We start from the raw sequence: 22,566 nt of genomic DNA on the forward strand, positions 1-22,566 counted from the left end.
AATTTCTGCTCAGTGTGAGCGCGTTTGTCGATGAAATGCATGTAACATGCCAACGGAAAAAATCATTTCGAAGCAACAGAATGATGCTAACATTGCCATGTCTCCTCTTCGACATGTCGCATGCTGCCGGTTGTGTGTCCTTCCCCCGCCCGCACCAACAGAGAGAGCGCGCACGTCCCGGCCGGGACGGGACGGCCACACCCGGAAAGATCTTCGGCTACCGCCGGCTACGAAATGACGGCCTTTGTCGGCGTTGACTGCGATGACAGGATCGCCGGGCCATGATTCCATCCATTAAGCGGGCGGCAGCCAGAAGGCTAGCATGCGCTTGGTCTCGCCCGTGTTGCGGCGGCGCTGCCATTTCGGATTGCGCGACAGATATTGGAATGGGTCCCGGTCCTCTCGCTCAGCCTCCTCGAGATAGGCGCGCCAGCGATAGTGGCTGTAGGTCTGCATGGCGTTGATCGCATAGTGCATCGCGATCTCGCGATGACCCCGGATGACGATAAAGTTCTCGTCGTTTTTGGTGCTCGCGGCCTTTGAGAAATTGTGGGAGCCCGTGACTACGATCGGATCATCGCCGAACGGATCGATCACGATCATCTTCGAATGGGTGATGGCATGGCCAATGTGGGTGCGGAACTGTGATGCCGTACCCTCGACCGCCCACTGTCCGACCGTTTTGCCGACCCCCGAGGTCTGCGCGGCGTCGAGGAAAAATTCCTCCGGGTCCTGCTTCAGCAGCTTGAAGTCCTCGGCGCCGGTGCTGGTGAACTGTGTCGCCACACCGCGCACATAGAGATTTTTTTCCTTCTGCATCTTGAGGAGCGTTCGCACCGGCTCATTGCCGGGCTGGAACATGACGAAGAACACGCCCTGCTTGGCGCTCTTGACGAGTTCGACCAGTTCCTTGTTGTCGATCTCGCCGCTCAGCTTGGAAAACCAGCTATCGACCGTTGCATCGCCAAGCGGGATGCCGCGTTTCGGCTGGTTGTTCGAGTCCAGCAGGTCATCGGAGACGACGTCGCCGCTTTCAGCCAGCAGCTTGAATTGGGCTTCGTACCGCTCCGCCAGGTCCTTGTTCACAAGCATAATGCCGTTGTTGAGCTGGGTGCAAAGACCGGTCGGCGTCCAGTTGGTGCTCCCCGTCCAGACTGCTTCCGGCGCGAAGCCCACGCCCTCGCGATGGCCAATAACGACGAACTTATTATGCGCCAAAGCCTTGGGGGCAAGGAACCGGTCATGCACAACACAACCGGCGTCTTTCAGCCGGCTTCGTGCTCCCGCGTTCTCGTCTTCACCCTCTTCGTCGACGCTGCCATTGGCCAACACGACATGAGCGCGTTCCCCAACAGCGACGAGAGCGTCGATCAGTTCCTCGTCGCTCAATTCGTAGAGTGCAGCATGAAGCTCGAGGCTGGGAGACTCCGCAACCTCGCCCATTATCCCCAGCATGGCCTCCCGCAGCGTTCCACCAAGGAAGGCTCGAACTTCCCGGTCGACCTGCTGACTGACAACCACCGCCGTCGCTTTCAACTCCGCGAGGGTGATCCCCTTGCGCTTCATGTAGCGCGCCATGAATTGGGAAAGAACATAGCCACGATTGAAATGGACGCTGACGCCATCGCCGCAACCAGCGCTCAAGGTCAGAGCTTCCGACCAATCGCTCGACAGCCCATCCTTCAGTTTGCCATCGGTGGCCATTCCGATCACCTGATGATCGATCAGGTCGAGGCTCAGCTCAATCCCGCCAGGAACATCCGGGACGAGCCCGGTGGTGAAGCCGCGAGCATTGGGATAGAGGGTTGCGTGCCACGAATGGTTCACCCAGGGCGTGCGGGCAAGCCGATATTTCCCAATGATCTGGGTATAAAGATGCAGCGCGGAACAGGTATCGCGCCAAGGAAGATACGGTATGTCCGGCCATCTTTCCTGGATGCGGTCATTCATCGGACTGACCTACCTTGACAGAGCTTGAACAATTATCCGCCACCGCGTGCTTGTCCGAGTTACCATACCTGCCGCCAAACGATAGAGTATAGATCAAGCTCGTTCCTTTCGTTTCCCGATCGATCTGTTTCAAGTGGGCCCCGCTGCAACCACGAGGATGCTGAAAAGTGAAAAAGGGCTCAGATCTTCTCGTTGCCGCCCTTGAGAATGAGGGAGTTGATCGGATTTTCGGCGTTCCCGGCGAAGAAAACCTCGCCGTCCTCGAGTCGCTGCGCACCTCACAGATCGAATTGATCCTCACCCGTCATGAGCAGGCTGCCGGCTTCATGGCAGCCACGTATGGACGGCTGACAGGGCGGCCAGGCGTGTGCATCTCAACGCTTGGACCCGGCGCGCTGAATTTTTCGACCGCGGCCGCCTATGCCCATCTCGGCGCGATGCCGATGATCATGATTACGGGCCAGAAGGCGATACTGACCGCAAGGCAAGCGCGTTTTCAAATCGTTGACGTGATCGGATCGATGAAGCCGCTTACCAAGATGACGCGGCAAATTGTTAGTCCTCACAGCATCCCGACGGTCGTGCGCAATGCTTTCAGGGTTGCAATGGAAGAGCGTCCCGGCCCTGTGCACCTGGAGCTTCCCGAAGATGTCGCGGGCGAACAGATCCCCTTCGTTCCACCGATTCCGGTGCATCCGCTTGAACGCCCCATAGCCCATCCCTATGCGATCGATCGTGCCGCCGAGATGATACTGGCGGCCAGACGCCCGCTGATCATGATCGGCGCGGCTGGAAATCGCCCCCGCCTGGTCGGTCCGCTCTCGGATTTCGTGCTGCGGATGCGCATCCCGTTCTTCAACACACAGATGGGCAAAGGCGCCGTCAATGGTGGCTCGAACCTCTATGTCGGAACGGCAGCACTTTCCGAGCGCGACTATGTGCACGATGCAATCGAACTTTCGGATCTGATCATTGCGATCGGACACGACACGGTTGAAAAGCCGCCATTCCTGATGCGTGACGAGGGCGGCCCGAAAGTCATCCATATCGGGTTCACGTCCGCGACAGTGGAGCAGGTGTTCCACCCCGATGCCGAGGTGGTTGGCGACATCGGCGCGACGGTGGCCGCCTTGGCCAATCGACTCGATGGCAGGCTCAGTCCCGAAGAGTCGATCATCAAGCTTCGGCCGACGATTCTCGCGTCGATCAAAGAACGCAGTGAAGAGGATCGTTTCCCGATCACGCCGCAGCGGATCGTGCATGACGTCAGAGCGGTCATGCCCGAGGACGGCATCGTTTGTCTGGACAACGGCATGTACAAGATCTGGTTCGCCCGCAACTACCGTACCCACCATGCGAACACGATGCTCCTCGACAACGCGCTGGCGACCATGGGGGCGGGACTGCCGTCGGCGATCACGGCGTCGCTGCTCTATCCGGAGCGCCGCGTGATGGCGGTGTGCGGAGATGGCGGCTTCATGATGAACTCCCAGGAGCTCGAAACCGCCGTTCGCCTGAAACTCAATCTGGTTGTGATGATCCTCAACGATTCTGCTTACGGCATGATCCGCTGGAAGCAGGCGGTTGACGGGTTCCCGGACTTCGGACTCACGTTTGGCAATCCGGACTTCGTCCCCTACGCCGAGTCCTACCGCGCCAAGGGGTCTCGCGTCGGTGCGGTTGAGGATCTCGTTCCAACGCTGGAGGCGGCTTTCAAGGGAGGCGGTGTCCACCTGGTGGACGTTCCGATTGACTATTCGGAAAATGACCGCGTCCTCGTCGAGGAACTGCGCAGTCATTTCGCAGGCAAGGAATCGCAGTGAAGCGGACTTGACGCTGCCCGACCTGCGAGCCTGCCGGTGCACGCAAGCCCCTGCGCGGCAGCCCTTGGCCGCTGTGGCCTATTGGGAATGGGCTGCATGAATTGGTTACACCGCCCCACACATCGGTATGAACTCGCACCGATCACACGTGGCAGCTCTTTGGGCAGTGACAAGGCATTCGCAGTTTACCAATCGTCACACACGAGGCGGCCGCGACGGAGCTGTAAATCCTGAATTCAGGGACATTCGAATCGAAGCATGCTCGAGCGTGATCCAGAAGGCCCGTCGACTATCAAGAGGGACTGTAGTGATCAGCGTCATTGAAAGCATCGGCGACGTCAGCTTTGAGCCCACGGACTCGTTGAAGTACGTCGAGCGAACTTCTGCTTTCGGCCCAAATCGCGACATTTGGAGTTCGGCGCAGCGAGGACAGTTCCTGGCGCTGGTAGCTCGTTTCCAGTCGGCAATCGAACGGCACGAAACCACCCATTTCCGCTTTTCACAAACGGTACCAAGCGTCAGGATTTCACCACTCTTAGAACCTTCCACCGCTACTCAAGACAGATCGGCTTCTTCCAGGGACACCTGTGTCGCGATCCCCCTTCTTGGAAGGCAAGGGGCAGGCCTCGTCCTGCCCCCTCTGGGCGAGACCGACGAAAACAGGTGTTGCTGAAAATGGAAGACGAACTGCTCGACTACGCCACAGTCTGTGCGACAGGTCTGATCTGCCTCGTCATTGCCCTGCTTTTCGGCTGGAACTTCATCGCCGCTTTGATTTGGGGATGCTTGATCGAGTGCCGTGCAAGCCGGTGCGATCAGGTTGATCCACGGAAGAGCAGATCGACTTTTGACCCGCAAGCACCTGTGGCATGAAGAAGCCCGCTTTTCAGCGGGCTTTTTCACCCCCATGATGGCTGATCACCTCACCCAAAAGGCGCCGCCATCTCCATAACCGTCGCCATTTCCCTTTCCTCGAGACGCTCCCGCCTCGCGATCAAATATGCCGCGATGTATACCAGCTTCCCGATGGATTCCCGGTGATCGGCGGGCTGATACGCAATCACGTCGCGCCGCGCCGCGGCCTCGTCCAACGCGATCACGTCGCCAGCCCCGGGCCCCTTCTCAGCCTCTCGCAACGCTTTGGCCGCTCTTTGAGCTGCGACATGTCGTTCGGTTATGTCGGCCAGGGTGCCGAGCCGCGCCTCAGCATTAATCGCCGTGCGATTCTGCCGAGTGAAATGGTTGTCTCCGGATAGGTCATTTGAAGATTTTCCTAGGCTCAGCATGGCTTCATTCCTCATGCGGGCACACTCCGCCCCTGCCACCCCGGCCAAAATCGAGTTGATAAAAACGTTGATCAAGGACGAGAGCACGATAGGATACGAAGGCCAGCGAAACGAAACGAAAGCAGCGCCTCTAAGCCATTGATTAAGAATGGAAAAATATTTCTCCCTCCGCCGGGAGACAAAAGTGATTTCAAAGAAATATTCAAGCGGTTGGCCGCGGCGGGTGCGGGTCGGCCATTGGGCAAAGACGGGTTTCCTGCAGGCCCATGGACGCCCGAGCTTCTCGCAGAGGCGATTTCACAGATCGATTCCAACCGGATTGGGGTCGATCTGCGAACGGTGCAGCTTTGGTTTCAAGAGAACGAGAAGGGAATTAGCACTGCCAATATTCGTTGGCTGGCGAGGGTTTTTGGGTGCGATGATCCGGTGGCAACCAGCGAATGGCAGATGGAGCTTAGTGCGGCGCAATCGCGATTATCGGCCAAGAGACGAGAATGGAAGAGAGCCGGAGGCAGCGTTGCACAGGAGATTCCAGATACAGCACTGGCTGCGACCTTCGATGACGACACAGCGTCTCCGGCAGAGCTAAAACGGGATACTGACGCCAAGGGGCCGAGGCGGCGTTTTAGTTTGGCGAGGAAATCGGAGGCGTTTTTTAGTCACGGATCTCCCCTGAATTTACCGGCGTCGGTGTTTGCGGGTGTCACCGCTCTTGGGTTTTTGTCGTATATTACGGGGATTCACAGCGTGACATATGGCCGGGCGGATGGCGTCGTCAAGCAGGTTGGGTTTCTTTGGACAGCGAATTGGACATTCGTCTTCATGGTGTTTTTGCCACTGTTTTTTGCCTTCGTGACCGAGCTAGTGACCTTTTGGAAAGATGAAGGCCGCCCAAAGCTTGTAGCGCAGGGCGACAAGATGGAAAGCGACGATGCCTGGGCGCGCAGCGTAGAAGCTTCTTCGTATTCATATTGGGCGGTTTTTTTGATTTGTGTGCTGTTCGCCGGTCTTTTTCAGTGGATCGGCGTGTCATTGATCCCGTTGATGAAAGGTGGTGGCAACTATGCGACGGATTGGGGCTCGTTAGCGATTGTGCGCCCTGAGGTCATATCGGTACCAGAAGCGGTCGTATTCACCGGGCTCGCTTACCTATACATGTGCCTGTGCTTTTATCTGTTCTTCGTAGGTCTCATTTTGCTCTATACGGTGATCCATGATCTTTGGAGAATTGGAGAAGCAGCGAGTAATCGGCCGGAAGTGGATTATCAACACCAGCACGAAGCCAGCCTCAGAGTGATGCGTGGAATTTTTCGGTGTACTGTTTTGGGGGTTCTGATCGCCATAGTCATGAAGGTCCAGAGTGCTTACCTGACATCGCGTGGAGAGAATATTGTGGCTTGGTTGGTCAGCGATATGTCTTCCGCCTTCTATGGGCACAACGATGTGGGCGCCGGGATCAGTTATCGTAGGCCGACCCATTACAGTAGCCTTCTTATCGCTATCTCGACCTGTGTTGTATTTCTGTACGGCTCCATCCGTTTAGGGGTCGAACGTCGGTTTTGTATGCCTTTGTGGAGGATGTCAGCGATCGTAGCGTTACTCGTGGCCGGCTACTTGCTGATCGATGCATTTGCTGGCTTTTCGATCCTTCTGGGCGTTGGAGTGCTGCTCGCAATATACGGCCTGTTTGATCCAGGGTTGGGGCGATGGCGAGCGAGTAAGTTAGGAAGCAATCAGAGTGTATCATAGTTGGCTTGATCATTGGGATGAGCGGCGGGCGCGACGCGGTGAGGAAGGGAAGAAACCAACGGATTTCGTCCTTGACGCGGAACGCGCCTTTCCAGGTGCGAAGAAGATAACAAGTATCGAGGAATTCTGTGCCCTTGCAGACCAAGCCGCGGCTGATCCAGCCTTTTTCGATGAGCCGAGTGTGAGTGATCAGGGTTTTGAAAGGCTAGATGGGTGGCTCAAATTTCCATCGGACATTTCTACTGATATCGAACAGAACAATGTCGTCTCGGCGAAAATCACAGAAAGCGGGTCGTTCGATCAGGCGATGGTGATTTTTCACCATTGGAATGCAAGCGCCCGGAATCGTCAGATTGCCAACGTTTTCTCGCAGCGTGGCATCACGGTTGTCGAGATTGCTATGCCTTATCACTTCGAACGCAGCCGTCCCGGCTCCGTGCACGCCGACTATATGCTTAGCCCTAATCTCGGTCGAACGATCCAATCTGTAAGGCAGGCAGTGTTGGATGGGCGAAAACTCATACGTTGGTTGAAAAGCGAAGGCTATCGAGAGATTTCGGTTCTCGGAATGAGCTTAGGCTCCTGGGTTGCGGCCATAGTCGCGGCACACGACTTGGCTGTGTCAAAAGCCTCGTTGTTTCTGACGGCTGGGAGTCTAGCGGATATGGTTTGGACGGGCCGCGCGACACGATCGATACGCGATAGCCTTGAGCCTGAGATTGAGCTGACCGATCTCAGAAGGGCCTGGGGTCCACTTAACTTGGAGAATTACGCGCATAGTTTGGCACGGCCTGATCTCGATCTTCAGGTTGTGTTGGCTAAGAGAGACAAAGTGGTGTTGCCAGAGCTATCGGAGAGGTTCATGCAGAGGCTGAAGGACGCCGGGGCTAGGCCAAATATTTTGGAATTAAACTGTGGTCACTATTCGCTCGCCATGCCGCCTTACATTTTTTTGGCCGGTTTGAGCTTGAAGCGGCTACTAAGGCGCGGCCGTTCAGCGGTTTCTGTCGTCTGCTGACAAGTCGGCCCGGCGAGCATGAGTTTGGCGTTGGGGTCGCCCCCTACCGGAACCGACCCGTGCCGCTAATCCTCGCTTCAGTCATCGCCGCACCAGCTCCTTCAAAAGCGGCCGTACCATCATCTTTCCTTCCGAATGGAAGGCAGGGCAGGCCTCGCCCTGCCTCTGCCTGTCCGGCGAGGACCGGGAGAGCGGGGGACAAGCAGAAAACCGGAAGGGGGATCGCCCACCCGAAGGGCCGGCCCAGATCCGCGTAGCGGCTTCAGGCCGGTGCTGCCGGCCGAAGGCCGAAGCATGGGGAAAGCCGGCTTTCTGCTTGTGGGGGAGAGAGGGCAGAGCCCTTTCTACCCTCTCAGTGGCATGAAGTTTGGTCGACGATATGGCTATACGGCTGGGTTCACGCTATTTGTCGGCAGCGCTAATTCCTTTCGGATTTTCACGCTGACATTCTTCAAAATCCTCTAAAAGCTTACGCATCGCGCCTCCCTGATCAATCCGGCGCTGCCTCGGTCGCAGTCCTTAGTTTTCAAGTGTTGGTGGAAATCATTGATGGCCGTCAGGGTCAGCTCGTCGAAGTCCTCGAGCCTTTCGATGATCGCTTTGCGTTTCTCCGCTTCGGCCTAGTCGTCGCCCCAAAGATGCGGCGCGGCCGGAAACAGAATCTCCAGCGGCGAAACATCCAGCAGCTCGCAAATGTGGAGAAGTCGGCCGACCGTCTATTTCGACACTGCCCGCTCGTAGCGGACATAAACCGGTTCGCTCAGGCCGAGCACCGGGGCGAATTTTGACCGCGGAATCTTTCGCTTGTCGCGCACGCGTCGAAGGCTGGCGCTGATCTCCTTTTCGATGTCGGCACTGAGCGTGAAATTGCCGAACGGAGCTTTGCGATAGACCGGCTTGTCGAAGTGAGGATCCCGGACCTCGCGCAACCAAGCTGATCTATCCAGTCGTTGAATGATGGTCCTGCCATATCTCGTGCCAATTGGCTCCTGTCGAAAATACTCGGTTCAATGGCATGTATCCTAATTGGGTAAGCAGTTGCCCCCTGAAAACCGTATCTGAAGCGGAAGTTTCGGGCACGCCGCTTCGCGGCCGCGCTCTATGCCTAGCGGCACGGAGCGTGGTTTTCAACCAGTCTCCGCCCATTCGGGTAACGATCGCTCGTGCAGGCTGCTTCGCAGCCGGATCATTTGTCAGTGAACCATATTGGCGGTATCAGCCGTTTACAGCGCGGAGCGAATTCAGCATAGTGCGCCACGGCACACAGCACAGAGTTGGTGGTGGCAAGTAGCTAGCCCTTCTTGTCATACACCGCGGGGGAGCCGTCCTAGCGTAAGCCGGCGACGGCTCCCTTTCAGTCCAGAATGACGGCCGCGATCGCGGCCGACGTTAATTAAGTGGGAGAGGGAAAGAGGGCTCTGCCCTCTCTCCCTCGCAAGCGAAAAAGCGGTCTCCCCGTCCTTCCTCCGCGCGGCCAATGCCGCGCTCCGTGCAGGATCGACGCGGTTCCGCATGCGCGGATCGGCGCCGACCCTCCGGCTTCGCCTGCGGGCGGGCGAACCCCCTCCGCTTTTTCCCCTGCCTCCCTCTCTCCCGCTGTTCCGCACGAGCTCGGGAGCAGGAGCGGGGCTCCTGCCCCTCGGGCAAGAGCAGGACCGCTTCGCGGAGAAAGAAAGAGCTAGACCATGAAACAGACCGCTTACCTATTGGACCCCGAAACGACGACTTTTCGCGCGGTCGAGTTTCCGGCCGGGAACAGCTACAAACCACTGTATGACCTGATCAGCTGCCAAATGATCGAGGTTGTGCGTTTCGATGAACGGCATACATTGTTCGTCGACGAGGAAGGATTACGCGACGGGTTGACCGCCTTCACCATCTTTGAAGGCTACCCGCAGCCATTGGCCGGGAAAATCGTTCTCGTCGGCGGCGATGGAAGCGCGCCCTACGCCTCTCCCCTGATCAGCGTTGAAGATGCAGCAGCCTATTTCAAGTGCTGCCGCCCGGTGCTGGACCCCGTGTTCGCGACCGGAGACGAACTGACGGCGGGAGGGCTGATCATCGCAGGCGTGTTGACGGGCTTGCAGGTTCGCATCGAGCGCCGCGCTCCCACCATTGTGGAAGGAGAGGCGTGATGACGGTCGCAATTCTCGAAAACCGGACGCTCGTCGTCTCCGTTGGAGGCTTCGGCGCGAGTATCGCGGCGAAGTCCATCGAACATCAGTTTGATGCCCTCACCCACTTTCCGGACCGACGCGCAAACATCGAGCTTGGCGAACTTGCCGAGCGTCTCAATGACTTTGCGGCTTATGTCGAGGACCTGGCTGGCAAGGGCGATATTGCACCCGGCTTCAATGGCGTTGTCGAGGTCGAGGCGTTCGCGCTGCGTCATGTCGATCTGACACGGCGGTTTGGGCGGCGGAAGGACGGTGCATGAACTGGTTCATCACCGGCCCCGCACGCTTTCCAGTCGCCCGCAACGAAAAGCGCATAAAGGTCGCAGATGCTCGCCGTGCCGATCTGGCCGCGCATCCGGCCGCAGCCCCCAAGAGATCAAGGCCAAGATCGAAGCACTGGCGCTTTCCATCGACAAGGCCAAGGCGACGAATGCGATCATCCGGCGTATGGAGAAGGACGGCGCGGACGATGCCGCCATGATCAAGGCTGTGGTCGCGCAAACGGGCATGTCGGCCGCGATCGCCGTGCGCGGCGTCGTGCTGGCCGACTGGCAATCGAAACGCGGTTTCGACACGTCGGGCAACCGGGCCCAAATCCGCCGCCTGCAAGGACGGCTGAGTTCACTGACGCGGATGCATGAGCGCGGGACGCAAAGCCAAGAGGTCGAGACGCAGGCCGGTGCGGTCGAAATCAAGGAAAATGCCGATATGGCGCGTATTCAGATGATCTTCCCGGCCAAGCCCGACGAGGCCACGCGGCGGGCACTGAAGTCCAACGGCTTTTCGCTGGTCGCCGTCGCAAGGCGCTTGGCAGCGTCATTTGAACGAGGCCGGACGATGGGCCGCAGAACGGGTGATGAAGGCCATCATCGAGGGCGCCGTGTAATCGGCGCCCCACAATCCATGCGGAAAGGAGGTGACGCTCGTTGGCCGTGCCTGGTGTAGCGGTATGATCGGAGAGCTCGTCCCGGATTTTTGGCCAAACTTGCGCTGGCGAGACGATCTATTTTGCTACGCAGTTGGCGGGCCGGAGGTCCGCCGCCGCAAACAATGCGAACTTGATGCTTGACGGGCCGCCGTGCCTCGTCGGCATCGATGATTGCTGCCTGTTCAGACGACCAGGACAGGGGCGAAACCGCCGCCGGGTGTCCGGAAATTGGTGGTCTGGCCCTGTAGAGGCGCGCGGCGGCGAGCAGCACCTGGCCGCCATAAGTATAAAGCCGCACGTCAATCTTGCGCGGCGCTGGTGCGCCATCGATTTCGATCATGCGCTGTCCGGGTGCGGCAAATGACTGGGCCACGTAACCGCCACGGGCGATCTCGGCCCACACCCCTTTAGTCACCTTGTCGCCTATGATGCGGCCGCCGCGCCAGCTGGGCCTCGATTGTGGCCGTTGGTGGCCGTATTTGTCCATGATGGTACGGGCGTCGAGTCGTTAGATTGTGGGCATTGATCGATCTGCGAGCGCGGCGAATCCCAGGTGGTGCATTGGCGGACACCGACGCCTGAAGCCGCCACCTTTTCGGATCACTTGCAATTTTATGCAATCGTAGTTATGTAAGCGTAACCGGGAACGATGGTGCCCGAATGCCAAGAGGATCAGCAATGAAACAGGTCACTGACAAGCTCTGGATAGCGCCGCAACCGCGCAGGGACGATCTGGCCGATGCGGCAAGGCAAGGGATCTCCGCTATCATCAACAATCGGCCGGACGGTGAAGAGCCTGGGCAGCCGAGTGCGGCCGAAAACCGGCAGGCCGCCGAAGAGCTGGGCATACACTACGTTCACATCCCGGTCGTGCCCGGCCAATTTCAGGAAGCCGACGTGCGCGATTTCCAGAAGGCGCTTGCCGAAGCCGATGGACGTGTCCTGGCGCACTGCAAGTCCGGAGCCCGTTCGCTGACGCTATGGTCGATCGGCGAGGTGCTGGACGGTCGAATGACGGCGGAAGAACTCGCTCCATTTGGCCAACGTCTCGGGGTCGATTTGACAGGCGCGATCAAGTGGCTCGAGAGCAATTCCGGGCCACTCAGGTCAGCGGAAAAAGACCTCGTGGCAACGCGGAAGCCACAGGTTAAGGGCTTTTTCGACAAGCGTACGTTTTCCATACAGTACGTCGTCGCCGACCCTGAGACCAGGAAGTGCGCCATCATCGATCCTGTCCTGGATTTCGATGAAAGGTCCGGAGCGACGGCGACGAAGAATGCCGACGCGATTCTAGATTTCGTTCGGGAACAAGGCCTCGAGGTTGAATGGATTCTGGACACACACCCCCACGCCGATCATCTCTCTGCCGCCCGATATCTGAAGGAAAAGAACGGGGCCCCGACAGCGACCGGAAGCAGGGTGACCGAAGTCCAGGAGCTCTGGAAAGGCATCTACAACTGGCCTGACTTTCCTGCCGACGGCTCGCAATGGGACAGGCTTTTTGCACACGGTGACACGTTTGCCGTAGGATCTATTCCCGCGAAGGTGTTGTTCTCGCCCGGACACACGCTGGCTTCCATCACTTATGTGATCGGCGATGCCGCCTTCGTCCACGACACCCTGTTCATGCCGGACAGCGGTACGGCACGTGCCGACTTTCCTGGAGGCAACGCCAAGCGCCTCTGGCAATCCATCCAGGAGATCCTGTCGCTCCCCGACGAGACGCGCGTCTTCACCGGACACGACTATCAGCCGGACGATCGCGAGCCGCTCTGGGAGTCCACGGTCGGAGAGCAGAAGGCAAAAAACACGCACATTGCAAAATGCAGGAGCGAGGCTGAGTTCGTGGCGGTACGTGAGGCGCGTGACAGGACGCTGCCGATGCCCAAACTCATCCTGCACGCGCTGCAGGTGAATTGGCGGACGGCTGCCCGAGCCTGAGGCGAACGGCAGGCGATATCTCAAATTTCCCCCCAACGCGCTCGAGGGCGCGGCATGGGATTGACGAGGATGAAAAGCGATCTGGCGCCCGAGACAATGGACATGATCGAGCAGGCGGACGCCGCGGCTGACTTTTTGAAGAAGTTGGCGAACCCTAACCGCCTGATGATCGTCTGCGCGCTTGTGGGGGGTGAGCTCTCGGTACGCGCACTGGAGGACACGCTCGGCATACGTCAGCCCGGCCTTTCCCAGCAGATCGCCGAACTTCGAGAAGCGGGATTCATCGTCGGGCGCAAGGAATCGAAGTCCGTCTTCTACCGACTCGCGGATGACCGCGTGAAAGAGTTCGTCACCATGATGCACCGCATGTTCTGCGAGACGCCATCGGCCGGATAGGTGATTAGAGGCTCTTATGACTGAGTTCACACCAATCGCTTCTCTGTCGGGCGGCGCAATGATCGGTCTTTCGGCCGTTCTCCTGATGCTATGGGAAGGCCGAATAGCCGGAATCAGCGGCATCGCCGGCGGACTACTGCCGCCCTATCGCGACAACGCTTTCCCGTCGCGGTTCGGCTTCGTCATTGGCCTGATGGCCGCGCCGTTGCTTCTGATGTACTTCACGGGCGCCGAGATCACGCAGACCGTGTCATCGAACGTGCCGCTGATGATCGCGGCAGGCCTCCTGGTGGGTTTCGGCTCCATCTATGGCAATGGCTGCACGTCGGGCCACGGTGTCTGCGGATTGTCACGCCTTTCGGGGCGTTCGATGGTCGCGACCGCGACTTTCATGGCGGCGGCTTTCGTCACCGTCTTCCTCGTCCGTCACGTGATTTGAGGCTCGGCATCATGTCCTTTCTCGTAAACCTCGTCCTCGGGCTGCTCTTCGGCATCGGCCTGGTCGTCTCCGGAATGTCGGATCCCGCAAAGGTCCTGAACTTCCTCGATCTCTTTGGAAGTTGGGACCCCTCGCTAGCCTTAGTCATGGGCAGCGCTGTGCTTATCACCTTCCTCGGTTACCGCCAGGTCTTGAAGCGAGACGCACCAATCGTCGGCGGCACGTTCCACCTACCGGCCCGCAAGGCCATCGACGCACGCGTGCTGACCGGTCCGGCGATCTTCGGTGTCGGCTGGGGGCTCGGCGGCTTTGCCCGGGTCCGGCCCTCACCGCGCTCGGACTGGGAGCGACAGGCACACTTGCTTTCCTGCCCGCAATGATCGTCGGTATGTGGATCGCCCATCTACTTGCAAGGGCAAGCCCCAGACCCCGCACGATTTGAGCTCAGGTACCGAGGGCATCCATGACACGCGTCGCCCGATCCCTCCCGATTGTCGCCCGATCCCTCCCGATTCTTGATTGGGGGCGGCAAAAGCTCCATCCGCTCCCACCGCCCTCACCTCGCATCGTGCTTCTCGCGCTCTGCCTCGATCTTGCTTTGCGCAAGCAACAACAGGCCATCAAGCAAACGAGCCAGCCTACCGTTAGGCGGCGGGCTCTGGCCTTCATTTGAGCGTGATTAGATCCAGCGGTCCCGGCGCTGGTCGCCGGCCACAAGAACAAGGCCCAACAGCAAGCCTACAGCCGCGCCCAGCATGAAGGCGGACGATACCGTTCCAGGATTTTCTTGAACGACATCGGAAGCAGTAGACGCCCTTTTGCGAAGTGCTTGCGTTGTCCGAGACACGCTATCGGCCGCGCCCTCATACCAACCAGTGGCTTCCTCGGCCACCTCTTCAGCGCGCTCCGCGAGCGTCCGATTGATCTTGTTGATCTCGCGTTTCAGCTGCGCAACTTGCTTCTCCAAGGCTTCCTGAGCTTCGCGCTGTGTCTCCGTCGGTGTTGCGGCTTCATTTGGGTTGTCGGCCATTGTGATCTCCCTTTGGGTGGGGGCTCAACGGCCGCCGGCGCGGATGGTTCCTCAGCGACAAAAAGCCCGCCACCATGAAGGCAGCGGGCTAGCAGCGGCAGAGTTTGCCGCCCTTCAGCGGCGCTCTGCCGGTCCTTCCAGCAACTCCATGAAGCTCTCAACCACCTTGTCGATCGGCATTGACCGCGCGTTGCATCCGCGAAGAATGGCGGCGGCGATCTTGAGCATGTTGGATCGGCTTAAACCGGCCACTGAGCTCCAGGGTGGAGGGGCTGGCCGGCTTCGGGCTTAGCACGGCCGACATCGCCTGCGTGCTCGCCACAGACGAGCAGGACCTCAAGGCGACCTACGCCTATGAGCTCGAGAGCGGCGCCATCAAGGCCAACGCACGGGTCACCGAAAGCCTCTACCGCAAGGCGACCGGTGAAGGTCGTGAGGCCGTCACTGCAGCAACCTTCTGGCTGAAGACCAGGGCGCGCTGGAAGGAGACCTCCATCCATGAGCTAGAGGGAAAACTGGACACATCAGTGACCTTCGTGACCACCTATGAAGATATGAAGCTCCTGTAGGTGGCATGATCGTCCGTCGGACGGCTGGTCCGCTCATTCCGCACTCAGATCATTTTTCGTCGGCGACGGTATTCTCAATGGCAGCGATATTGAGTTCGAGCATGGCCACTCGTTGAATCGTGCTGGCGCTCGGTATTGTGTTCTGCTCGGCGGCGGCAAGAAGCAGTTCCCGTTGCTCGTCCTTGAGACGTTGTGAGAGCGCTGTCAGTTTTTCGTGCATGTTGAACCCCATTAGTCAGAGTGGCCTATAGGACACCGGCTAAGCACGCTCAAGACTGCGCGTCAGCGCACCTGAACGGAGCGCAGGCTATTTCCCCTGTGGGCCAGACATGAGTTGCTAGTCCTAGCCTTATGAGCAAACTGCAAACGGTGGTTTGCAGTTTGAACACCCCGGAAACAGCAGCATGACGAGCGCGGTCGCCTACTATCGAGTCTCCACGCAGCGGCAAGGACGCTCGGGCTTGGGCATCGAGGCCCAGCGTGCCGCGGTCGCCCGCTTTGCCGAGGCCGAGGGGATGATCATCCTCCAGGAGTTCACCGAGATCGAAACCGGAAAGGGCGCGGATGCTCTTGATCGACGCCCGCAACTGACCACTGCCCTCGCCCTTGCCCGGCAGGTCAAATGCCCAGTCGTTGTGGCGAAGCTTGACCGACTGTCGCGCGATGTCGCCTTCATTGTCGGACTGATGGTCCAGCGCGTTCCTTTCATCGTCACCGAGCTCGGTGCTGATGCCGATCCGTTCATGTTGCACCTCTATGCCGCTTTGGCAGAGAAGGAGCGGCGATTAATCTCGGAGCGCACCAAAGCCGCTCTCGCCTCTCGCAAGTCTACTGGAATGAAGCTCGGCAATCCGACCAACACAGCGGAAGCTGCAGCGAGAGGTCTGCGATATCGGTGCGAGAGGCTGACCGATTCGCCCAAACCGTGCTGCCGATCATCGACTCCATCCGGCGCTCTGGCGTCACAAGCCTGCGTGGCCTGGCGATGTCCTGAACAGTCGAGGCGTTCGGACAGCAAGGAACGGACTTTGGAGGTGTCGAACGTGGGCAACGTTCTCGCCCGCCGATTTGCTGCGAAACGTCTTTTATAGGTGGGAACTATCGCTGCGCAGCGGGCAAGGCGCGAGCGCCACCTGTGCCAAGATCGGCGTTGGCGAAGACGAGATCCACGCTTTTATTGAAGTGGAACGCGGGTCCGGCTTCGATGCATTCGAGTCGGCGACAAGCTCGACCCGAAAGCCGACCCGCTCGCCGATGAGCGCAACGCGTTCTGGCATCGCATCGGCATATGCCTTCGGCCCAAGAGATCAGCGACTCGAGGCGCTGCATGAATGGCTGTTTACGTCGGCAGTGAAAAGGAACGCCGTGCACTCCTCGCCTGGGTCACTCGATGGACTCGGCGGACTTCATCCACTTTGATGACGCTACGCTTTGAACGCCAGGGCGTCTCACCTCTTCTTGGTGGCTGCCGATGCGTTCTGCCCAGCCTTCCCGCTTGCTTTGGCATCCTTGGAATGCGCCGCCAAAGCGGGCCCGGCGCCGGTGTCTTTCTGCATGTTTCCGCTGCTCGATTTCGCAGGGTTTGCTGTTTTGAAACTCTTGAGCAGTTTGCTGAAGAAACCCATCGTCGCCTCCATTAAAGCACCGGTAGGCAGAAATGCCCCGCTACCTCCTTGGTTCCGCGGAATCTGATACTCTCGCATTCGACTTGGCCGAATTGCTGTTGATGCCCAGTGCAGCTTCTCAGGTCACCGGGACCATCGACACTGCGCAGAGCAAGGCAGAGTCTCACCAGCGAAGGGACTAGCGAAGGCTGGATGGCGCAGCGCCTTTACGCTGGGCGCGATTTCGCGCAACGCTCAAAGCGGGCTATGAAGAGAGTGAGAATTCCTCGCTACTTTTCGGGCAGCGGGGTTCCTCGATCAGAGGCGGTTGAGGTCACGAGCCCGATCCCGCTCGATCTCGTCGGGAGTATAGTCTTCCGCCTCGGCGTCAAATCCTGTCCAACCGCCGGCCTCGTAGTCTCTGCGACGTGGGCTAAGTCGACCGATCGGGATTGATTGAGGATCTGCTCGGCACGCGGCAGCAACCCGATTACACAGATGATTATCTGAAGTGGGCTGGTCGTCCCTGTTAGGCGACTCGTGAAAGGACTTGCTGATCCAGGTCGCACCTAGCCAGTCCGAAACGCCAGCGATGGTTCGTTGCCTCACGTCTGCTCTGGTAAAACAAGGTCAGTTTCCCGCCGTCGATCATCACTGTCGAATGGCCGTTCTCCCCAGACTCACCAGGATCAAGCACGGGGCCGACCGACACGTAGGGACCCTGGACGTCGTCGGCAATGGCGAAGAATACGCGCTGACGACTTCCGCGCGGACCGTCGGGAAGGAAGCAGGTGGCGTTGAGAAGCACGCGACCGTCAGGTAATTCGACCAGTTGGGCGCCCTCGATCCCCCATTCGTAGTCCGGATGCTCGCGCGCGTTGTGATGGGGAACGTCGAGATGGTCCAATATCTTACCGAGACGTTTCCACGGCCCGAACCAGGAATCGGATTGGCTGCGCGCCAGATAGACGTCAGGCTGCGGCACCCTGGTGAATTTAGGCATGCCTGAATAGACGATGTAGCGCTTGCCCCCGATGATCGCCGGATGGGGATCGTAGATCCCGTCCTCATCGGTGTCCGGCAGGGACAATATCGCCGGATTCAGCACCACCCAATGAAAGCCATCATTGGACACCGCATGCTCGCAACGTCCGCCGGACTTCATGAATTCGGTCTGGATGAACATGTGGAAAACGCCGCATTCATGGATGACGCCGGGCGCCGCTATGCCCGATCCGGTTGCCGCCAAGTCGAGCGCCTCATGCTCAGTCCACGGCCCATAAAGGTCCGGAGCCGTGGCATGTAGTATTTTCCAGCTCTCGGTCGTGACAGTGCCGCTGGAACCGAAGACGTGCCAAAGCGTGCCGTCGAACACCGGACAAGGATCCTTCAGATCATCCACGGACTGCGGGTGAAACAACGGAAAGACGTTGGTTTCAAAGTTGAACTTCATTCCTTGCGGCTCTCTCACGGTGGCTGCCTTCAGCGGCCCATGCGTCGGGCCATTTGTGGCGACCAAAACGAATCATGCGCAGCTCATTAACTTTTATACCTGCGCTCATGAATGGTTGTTGAACGACTGAGCGGATTTCAGCCGTTCTGTGGCAATGCGCCACATTTGGCGAGATCTGAAGCTGCAAGGGCCCCCGCCTTGGCCGAGGCGCTGTCCGTCGGGTGTTGGTAGCAGCGCCGCTTCTCTTCGAACAATTGCGCAAGTGGCCGGCTCGCCGGCTCCAGCCAATTAAAATCCGTGGAACAACTTACTCAAATGAAAGTTAGATGTACGGATGAAGGCTTCAGCAGGAGCGTGCTTCGGTTAACATATGTTAATCCGAGAATTGTAAACTATAACTAAAGGGATTCTTACATGAAAATAACGGGCGGCAAAAAAAATAAACCAAATATCCCCCTAAAATCGTCTATTTTACTTTGCTTTTCTCACCTCAGGTGGGATTTCGTACACCAACGCCCGCAGCATATTCTGACGCACGCCTCAAAACAGCAGCAGCTAATTTACTTTGAGGAGCCGGTCTACGAGGAAACACGCTATCCTTCGATGCGGGTGAACGATCCGTCTGCAATGATCACAATCGTAACCCCGGTTCTTCCGGTCGGCATTTCCGCAACAAAGGCAGACGCCATCCAGCGCAGGTTCGTCGACCAGATCGTCAACTCAACTCCGCATGACCGGCTGACCATATGGTACTACACGCCCATGGCTCTGCGTTTCAGTGACCATCTAGTCTGCGATGTATGCGTCTACGACTGCATGGATGAACTCTCCGCCTTCAAGAACGCACCGGCAGAGTTGACGCAGATGGAAAAAGCGCTGTTCCAGCGCGCTGATGTCGTGTTCACGGGCGGGCAGAGTCTGTACGAGGCCAAACGAAGCCTCCATAGGTTGATTTTTCCCTTCCCCAGCAGCATCGACGTTGCGCATTTCCACAAGGCAAGAGAGCCCGGCGATGACCCTGTAGACCAGGCAGACATACCTCACCCGAGAGTGGGCTTCTTCGGCGTGATCGACGAACGGCTCGACGTTGAAATGATCGCACAGGCGGCTGCGGCAATGCCCGAAGTGCATTTCGTCATGCTCGGCCCGGTGGTCAAGATCGACCCGCTAAGCCTGCCGCGCGCAAGTAACTTGCATTGGCTGGGTGCCAAGTCCTACGCCGACCTGCCTCGCTATCTCGGGCATTGGAGCGCCGGCTGGATGCCCTTCGCGCTCAATGAGGCGACACGCTATATCAGCCCGACCAAAACTCCTGAGTTCCTGGCCGCCGGGCTGCCGGTGGTCTCCACGGCGATTGTAGACGTCGTGCGCACCTATGGTGCTGAAGGCCTGGTCGACATCGTCGACGCCGAAGATATCGAAACCAAGCTTCGGTCCGTTCTGTCACATCCCCGGAATTTCCTGCTGAAGGAAGTCGATGCCTACCTCGCTAACATGTCCTGGGAACGAACGTGGGAAGCAATGGCTGCCCATATTCAGCGCGCCTATGCAATGAAAAGCATTGTCCCTTTGCGCCGGGGAGCCTGACCATGTTCGATTGGTTGATTGTCGGCGCCGGCTTCGCTGGCAGCGTGCTCGCCGAACGCATCGCATCGCAACGGCATGAAAGCGTCCTGCTCATCGACCGGCGAAATCACATCGGCGGCAACGCTTATGACTGTTACGACGAAGCGGGAATTCTGGTCCACCGCTATGGGCCGCATATATTCCACACCAACGCCCGATCGATCATCGACTATCTCTCGCAATTCACCGAATGGAGGCCTTACGAACATCGCGTACTGTCTTCGGTCGACGGAAAACTGCTGCCGATACCAATCAACCTCGACACGATCAATCGCCTGTACGATCTTGAATTGACGCCCGAGCAGTTGGAGGAGTTCTTCGCATCCCGGCGAGAAACGGTCGAGGAAGTCCGAACCGCCGAAGACGTGGTTGTGAGCACCGTTGGCAGAGAACTCTACGAAAAATTCTTTCGCGGCTATACAAGGAAGCAGTGGGGCGTCGATCCGGCCCAACTAAGCAAGTCCGTGACTGCGCGGGTCCCTACCCGGACCAACCGCGATGATCGCTACTTTGGCGACACTTTCCAGAATATGCCGGCTGGCGGGTATACACGCATGTTCCAGCGCATGCTGGACAACCCAAGGATCAAGATCATGCTGCAGACCGATTATCGCGAAATTCGCGACAAGATCCCCTTTCAGCGGATGATCTACACCGGGCCGATTGATGAATATTTCGACTGGAGCCTTGGTCGTCTGCCTTATCGGTCACTGCGGTTCGAACACGAGACGCTTGATTGCGAGCAGTTTCAGCCGGTCGCCGTTGTCAACTATCCGCAGACGGAAAACTATACCCGCATTACCGAGTACAAGCATCTGACCGGTCAGCAGAGCCCGAAGACCAGCCTGACTTACGAATATCCAACCGATATCGGCGATCCCTATTACCCGGTGCCGCGGGCGGAAAACGAGGCGCTGTACAAACGCTATGAAGCACTGGCAGCGGCGTGCTCCGACGTGTGGTTCGTCGGGCGCCTAGCCACGTACCGCTACTACAATATGGATCAGGTCGTCGGTCAAGCTTTGGCGACGTTCGCGCGCATTCAACAGAGCCTGCCGGCAACCGGCACCGTGCAGATGCTTACGCAGCGGACGATGCTCGGCCAACATTCGGAGCAGTTCCCCACCTAAGTGGCCCGCTCCTTCTTCGACCGCTACGAAACACCTGCCGCGAACAATCTGCGCTGGCGATCCAATTCATCGGCAACCGGCTGGCGAAGACTGCGCGAACCGTCGGCATGAATCGTAGAGAACAAGCCGACTTCCGCGTGGCGCAAATTGTCCCAGCCGGGATACGCGGTCACCGGGTACAGACATATACCCTGGACCGGGGCACCACGGCTCATTGCGTCACGGACCTCATCGCAAACATAATGGAGCCATGCCGGCCGGCCTGATCCTTCAGCGCCTGTCTCGGCGATGAACATGGGCTTTCTGTAGCGCTCTGCGACTTCGACCAACATTTCGGAAAGCGCCCGATATTCGTGGTGGCCCATCGGTATCGTTGGCCCCTGAAAGTACCATTGGTTGTGCGGATAAAAGTTAAGCCCGATGACGTCGACACAGTCCTCGCTGCCGCCCAATTCAGGCTCGGCACGGCCCGTCAGCATGTCATAGGCTTCAAACTGGCCCTGACGAACATTTTCCGCGCGCCGCTGCTCGGCACGACTATGGTCACGGGGCGCAACATGAATTAGCGGTTCAGCCCATATGAACCGGCAATCAGGTTCGGCATCGCGCATCGCCTTGACGCCGGCAACCGCTGCCCTCACAAGCTGTCGCTTGAACCATCCCCGCTTCTTCGGCCCCACGCGTGGGAAATAGCCGACCTCTATCGCCCATGCGAAAAATGAGATCTCATTGATCGGGCACACCAGGGGAGCTACTCCCGTGACGGAGCGGTGGACCCGGACAGCTTCAGCGGCGAAGCGGACATAGGCTTCTGTAAAGTCTGGGGCGCCTTGGTCTACGTGATCTGGTGAGCCATAGTGGAAGATATCCCAGACGACCTGCACCCCCGCCGCGTGGGCTGCTTCGATCATTGAGATCCAACCCGACCAGTCGAAGACTCCTGGCGCTGTTTCAATCAGGTGCCACCGCAAGCCGTCGCGGATCGTGCGAAGCCCAAGGGCAGCACAGCTGCGATAGTCGCCGAGAGCATGTTTGTCGTGTGCGGTTGCGCGAATCAAATCGAGGCGCACTCCGTCGCCGCGCCGATGCGAGGAACATTCGAAGCCAGCCATGAAGAAACTGGCAAACTCGGACGGATATTCGCCTGGCAGACGCGCCGGCTCGTTGCTCATACGTGCAACCCGTCGGCCAAGGCTCGCGCCAGCGCTCCCGCTAGGCGATCGGCCATTGCTAGTTTCGACCTCCACCACAATTTCATTCGGGCCGCCATCACGTCGCCTGAGTGGTACGGGTGCAAGCGTCGAATGTTGACCAAGCGAGCGTGAGCGGAGCCGAGTCCAGGTATTGTCGGTGAGCAGAGGTCGACCTCAGGATGACAGACTGGCGCTCTCAAGCCGAGCCTCGTTGATCGTCGTCGCGCTGCATGGTCTCTCCTAATGGAATCCGA

At 58.5% G+C, this 22,566-nt stretch carries 21 protein-coding genes and 2 pseudogenes; 15 read left to right on the forward strand and 8 right to left on the reverse strand.

The features are described from left to right. Positions 1-294: 294 nt before the first annotated feature. The gene (locus AC0L3I_RS29760) at positions 295-1,950 is read right to left on the reverse strand and encodes a DUF5996 family protein (RefSeq protein WP_473529258.1); all 1,656 of its coding nucleotides are present in this window, start codon (positions 1,948-1,950) and stop codon (positions 295-297) included. Positions 1,951-2,117: 167 nt separating this feature from the next. Between AC0L3I_RS29760 and AC0L3I_RS29765 the strand changes: the two genes are divergently transcribed. Both AC0L3I_RS29765 and AC0L3I_RS29770 read left to right on the forward strand, forming a co-directional pair. After that, positions 2,118-3,773 carry an acetolactate synthase large subunit gene (locus AC0L3I_RS29765; protein ID WP_473529259.1) on the forward strand — a complete coding sequence of 552 codons (1,656 nt, stop codon included), beginning with the start codon at positions 2,118-2,120 and terminating at the stop codon, positions 3,771-3,773. Between the two features lie 675 nt (positions 3,774-4,448). Beyond that, positions 4,449-4,646: a hypothetical protein gene (locus AC0L3I_RS29770; protein ID WP_473529260.1), complete on the forward strand. Its 198-nt coding sequence runs from the start codon at positions 4,449-4,451 to the stop codon at positions 4,644-4,646. 50 nt (positions 4,647-4,696) lie between these two features. Here the strand turns inward: AC0L3I_RS29770 and AC0L3I_RS29775 are convergent, their stop codons facing one another. Then, positions 4,697-5,134 (reverse strand): hypothetical protein, encoded by a 438-nt coding sequence (locus tag AC0L3I_RS29775; protein ID WP_473529261.1) that lies wholly within the window; start codon positions 5,132-5,134, stop codon positions 4,697-4,699. Positions 5,135-5,197: 63 nt separating this feature from the next. Between AC0L3I_RS29775 and AC0L3I_RS29780 the strand changes: the two genes are divergently transcribed. Further along, the gene (locus AC0L3I_RS29780; RefSeq protein ID WP_473529262.1) at positions 5,198-6,808 is read left to right on the forward strand and encodes an RcgA family putative transporter; all 1,611 of its coding nucleotides are present in this window, start codon (positions 5,198-5,200) and stop codon (positions 6,806-6,808) included. Continuing rightward, positions 6,798-7,826: an RcgR family putative quorum lactone hydrolase gene (locus AC0L3I_RS29785; RefSeq protein ID WP_473529263.1), complete on the forward strand. Its 1,029-nt coding sequence runs from the start codon at positions 6,798-6,800 to the stop codon at positions 7,824-7,826. The genes AC0L3I_RS29780 and AC0L3I_RS29785 overlap by 11 nt, the downstream gene beginning before the upstream one ends. Before the next feature lie 716 nt (positions 7,827-8,542). On the opposite strand, the gene AC0L3I_RS29790 is transcribed toward AC0L3I_RS29785, so the two are convergent. Next, positions 8,543-8,755, reverse strand: coding sequence for a hypothetical protein (locus AC0L3I_RS29790; RefSeq protein ID WP_473529264.1), 213 nt, complete (start codon positions 8,753-8,755; stop codon positions 8,543-8,545). 756 nt (positions 8,756-9,511) lie between these two features. Between AC0L3I_RS29790 and AC0L3I_RS29795 the strand changes: the two genes are divergently transcribed. The 7 genes and pseudogenes from AC0L3I_RS29795 to AC0L3I_RS29825 all read left to right on the forward strand — a co-directional run bounded on the left by AC0L3I_RS29795 (position 9,512) and on the right by AC0L3I_RS29825 (position 14,149). Next, entirely contained in the window at positions 9,512-9,961 is a 450-nt protein-coding gene (locus AC0L3I_RS29795) for a DUF3846 domain-containing protein (protein ID WP_473529265.1), read from the forward strand. Continuing rightward, positions 9,961-10,263, forward strand: coding sequence for a hypothetical protein (locus AC0L3I_RS29800; RefSeq protein ID WP_473529266.1), 303 nt, complete (start codon positions 9,961-9,963; stop codon positions 10,261-10,263). Before AC0L3I_RS29795 ends, AC0L3I_RS29800 begins: the two co-directional genes overlap by 1 nt. Before the next feature lie 187 nt (positions 10,264-10,450). Then, positions 10,451-10,948: a hypothetical protein gene (locus AC0L3I_RS29805; protein ID WP_473529267.1), complete on the forward strand. Its 498-nt coding sequence runs from the start codon at positions 10,451-10,453 to the stop codon at positions 10,946-10,948. A gap of 661 nt (positions 10,949-11,609) precedes the next feature. Then, positions 11,610-12,936: pseudogene (gene blh, locus AC0L3I_RS29810) on the forward strand (bifunctional sulfur transferase/dioxygenase Blh). 5 nt (positions 12,937-12,941) lie between these two features. Continuing rightward, positions 12,942-13,268, forward strand: coding sequence for an ArsR/SmtB family transcription factor (locus AC0L3I_RS29815; RefSeq protein ID WP_473529268.1), 327 nt, complete (start codon positions 12,942-12,944; stop codon positions 13,266-13,268). Positions 13,269-13,284: 16 nt separating this feature from the next. After that, positions 13,285-13,707 (forward strand): YeeE/YedE family protein, encoded by a 423-nt coding sequence (locus AC0L3I_RS29820; protein ID WP_473529269.1) that lies wholly within the window; start codon positions 13,285-13,287, stop codon positions 13,705-13,707. 11 nt (positions 13,708-13,718) lie between these two features. Further along, positions 13,719-14,149 (forward strand): annotated as a pseudogene (locus AC0L3I_RS29825) (DUF6691 family protein). Positions 14,150-14,386: 237 nt separating this feature from the next. On the opposite strand, the gene AC0L3I_RS29830 reads toward AC0L3I_RS29825, so the two are convergent. Further along, positions 14,387-14,737 carry a hypothetical protein gene (locus tag AC0L3I_RS29830; protein WP_473529270.1) on the reverse strand — a complete coding sequence of 117 codons (351 nt, stop codon included), beginning with the start codon at positions 14,735-14,737 and terminating at the stop codon, positions 14,387-14,389. A 263-nt stretch (positions 14,738-15,000) separates the two neighbouring features. Between AC0L3I_RS29830 and AC0L3I_RS29835 the strand changes: the two genes are divergently transcribed. Beyond that, a complete protein-coding gene (locus AC0L3I_RS29835; protein ID WP_473529271.1) occupies positions 15,001-15,306 on the forward strand; it encodes a hypothetical protein in 306 nt (101 codons plus the stop codon). A gap of 49 nt (positions 15,307-15,355) precedes the next feature. Here the strand turns inward: AC0L3I_RS29835 and AC0L3I_RS29840 are convergent, their stop codons facing one another. After that, on the reverse strand, positions 15,356-15,526 hold the full coding sequence (locus AC0L3I_RS29840; RefSeq protein ID WP_473529272.1) for a hypothetical protein: 171 nt from the start codon (positions 15,524-15,526) through the stop codon (positions 15,356-15,358). Between the two features lie 184 nt (positions 15,527-15,710). Between AC0L3I_RS29840 and AC0L3I_RS29845 the strand changes: the two genes are divergently transcribed. Then, complete coding sequence (locus AC0L3I_RS29845) at positions 15,711-16,397, forward strand: recombinase family protein (RefSeq protein WP_473529273.1); 687 nt, start codon at positions 15,711-15,713, stop codon at positions 16,395-16,397. A 357-nt stretch (positions 16,398-16,754) separates the two neighbouring features. Here the strand turns inward: AC0L3I_RS29845 and AC0L3I_RS29850 are convergent, their stop codons facing one another. Further along, positions 16,755-16,931: a hypothetical protein gene (locus tag AC0L3I_RS29850; RefSeq protein ID WP_023801603.1), complete on the reverse strand. Its 177-nt coding sequence runs from the start codon at positions 16,929-16,931 to the stop codon at positions 16,755-16,757. Between the two features lie 508 nt (positions 16,932-17,439). After that, complete coding sequence (locus AC0L3I_RS29855; RefSeq protein WP_473529274.1) at positions 17,440-18,363, reverse strand: glycoside hydrolase family protein; 924 nt, start codon at positions 18,361-18,363, stop codon at positions 17,440-17,442. 414 nt (positions 18,364-18,777) lie between these two features. Between AC0L3I_RS29855 and AC0L3I_RS29860 the strand changes: the two genes are divergently transcribed. After that, positions 18,778-19,950, forward strand: a complete 1,173-nt coding sequence (locus AC0L3I_RS29860; RefSeq protein WP_473529275.1) for a glycosyltransferase family protein — start codon at positions 18,778-18,780, stop codon at positions 19,948-19,950. A gap of 2 nt (positions 19,951-19,952) precedes the next feature. After that, the gene (gene glf / locus AC0L3I_RS29865; protein ID WP_473529276.1) at positions 19,953-21,119 is read left to right on the forward strand and encodes a UDP-galactopyranose mutase; all 1,167 of its coding nucleotides are present in this window, start codon (positions 19,953-19,955) and stop codon (positions 21,117-21,119) included. Between the two features lie 23 nt (positions 21,120-21,142). On the opposite strand, the gene AC0L3I_RS29870 is transcribed toward glf, so the two are convergent. Continuing rightward, positions 21,143-22,291 (reverse strand): glycoside hydrolase family 1 protein, encoded by a 1,149-nt coding sequence (locus AC0L3I_RS29870; protein WP_473529277.1) that lies wholly within the window; start codon positions 22,289-22,291, stop codon positions 21,143-21,145. Positions 22,292-22,566 lie beyond the last annotated feature (275 nt).

Source organism: Mesorhizobium sp. WSM4840, assembly GCF_055811755.1.

Excerpts from the sequence above, each read along its gene's own strand:
- AC0L3I_RS29760 (WP_473529258.1), bottom strand. The coding sequence starts at position 1,950 with ATGAATGACCGCATCCAGGAAAGATGGCCGGACATACCGTATCTTCCT.
- AC0L3I_RS29770 (WP_473529260.1), top strand. The coding sequence starts at position 4,449 with ATGGAAGACGAACTGCTCGACTACGCCACAGTCTGTGCGACAGGTCTG.
- AC0L3I_RS29795 (WP_473529265.1), top strand. The coding sequence starts at position 9,512 with ATGAAACAGACCGCTTACCTATTGGACCCCGAAACGACGACTTTTCGC.
- AC0L3I_RS29800 (WP_473529266.1), top strand. The coding sequence starts at position 9,961 with ATGACGGTCGCAATTCTCGAAAACCGGACGCTCGTCGTCTCCGTTGGA.
- AC0L3I_RS29805 (WP_473529267.1), top strand. The coding sequence starts at position 10,451 with ATGGAGAAGGACGGCGCGGACGATGCCGCCATGATCAAGGCTGTGGTC.
- AC0L3I_RS29815 (WP_473529268.1), top strand. The coding sequence starts at position 12,942 with ATGAAAAGCGATCTGGCGCCCGAGACAATGGACATGATCGAGCAGGCG.
- AC0L3I_RS29820 (WP_473529269.1), top strand. The coding sequence starts at position 13,285 with ATGACTGAGTTCACACCAATCGCTTCTCTGTCGGGCGGCGCAATGATC.
- AC0L3I_RS29830 (WP_473529270.1), bottom strand. The coding sequence starts at position 14,737 with ATGGCCGACAACCCAAATGAAGCCGCAACACCGACGGAGACACAGCGC.
- AC0L3I_RS29840 (WP_473529272.1), bottom strand. The coding sequence starts at position 15,526 with ATGCACGAAAAACTGACAGCGCTCTCACAACGTCTCAAGGACGAGCAA.
- AC0L3I_RS29845 (WP_473529273.1), top strand. The coding sequence starts at position 15,711 with ATGACGAGCGCGGTCGCCTACTATCGAGTCTCCACGCAGCGGCAAGGA.
- AC0L3I_RS29850 (WP_023801603.1), bottom strand. The coding sequence starts at position 16,931 with ATGGGTTTCTTCAGCAAACTGCTCAAGAGTTTCAAAACAGCAAACCCT.
- AC0L3I_RS29855 (WP_473529274.1), bottom strand. The coding sequence starts at position 18,363 with ATGAAGTTCAACTTTGAAACCAACGTCTTTCCGTTGTTTCACCCGCAG.
- AC0L3I_RS29860 (WP_473529275.1), top strand. The coding sequence starts at position 18,778 with ATGAAAATAACGGGCGGCAAAAAAAATAAACCAAATATCCCCCTAAAA.
- glf (WP_473529276.1), top strand. The coding sequence starts at position 19,953 with ATGTTCGATTGGTTGATTGTCGGCGCCGGCTTCGCTGGCAGCGTGCTC.
- AC0L3I_RS29870 (WP_473529277.1), bottom strand. The coding sequence starts at position 22,291 with ATGAGCAACGAGCCGGCGCGTCTGCCAGGCGAATATCCGTCCGAGTTT.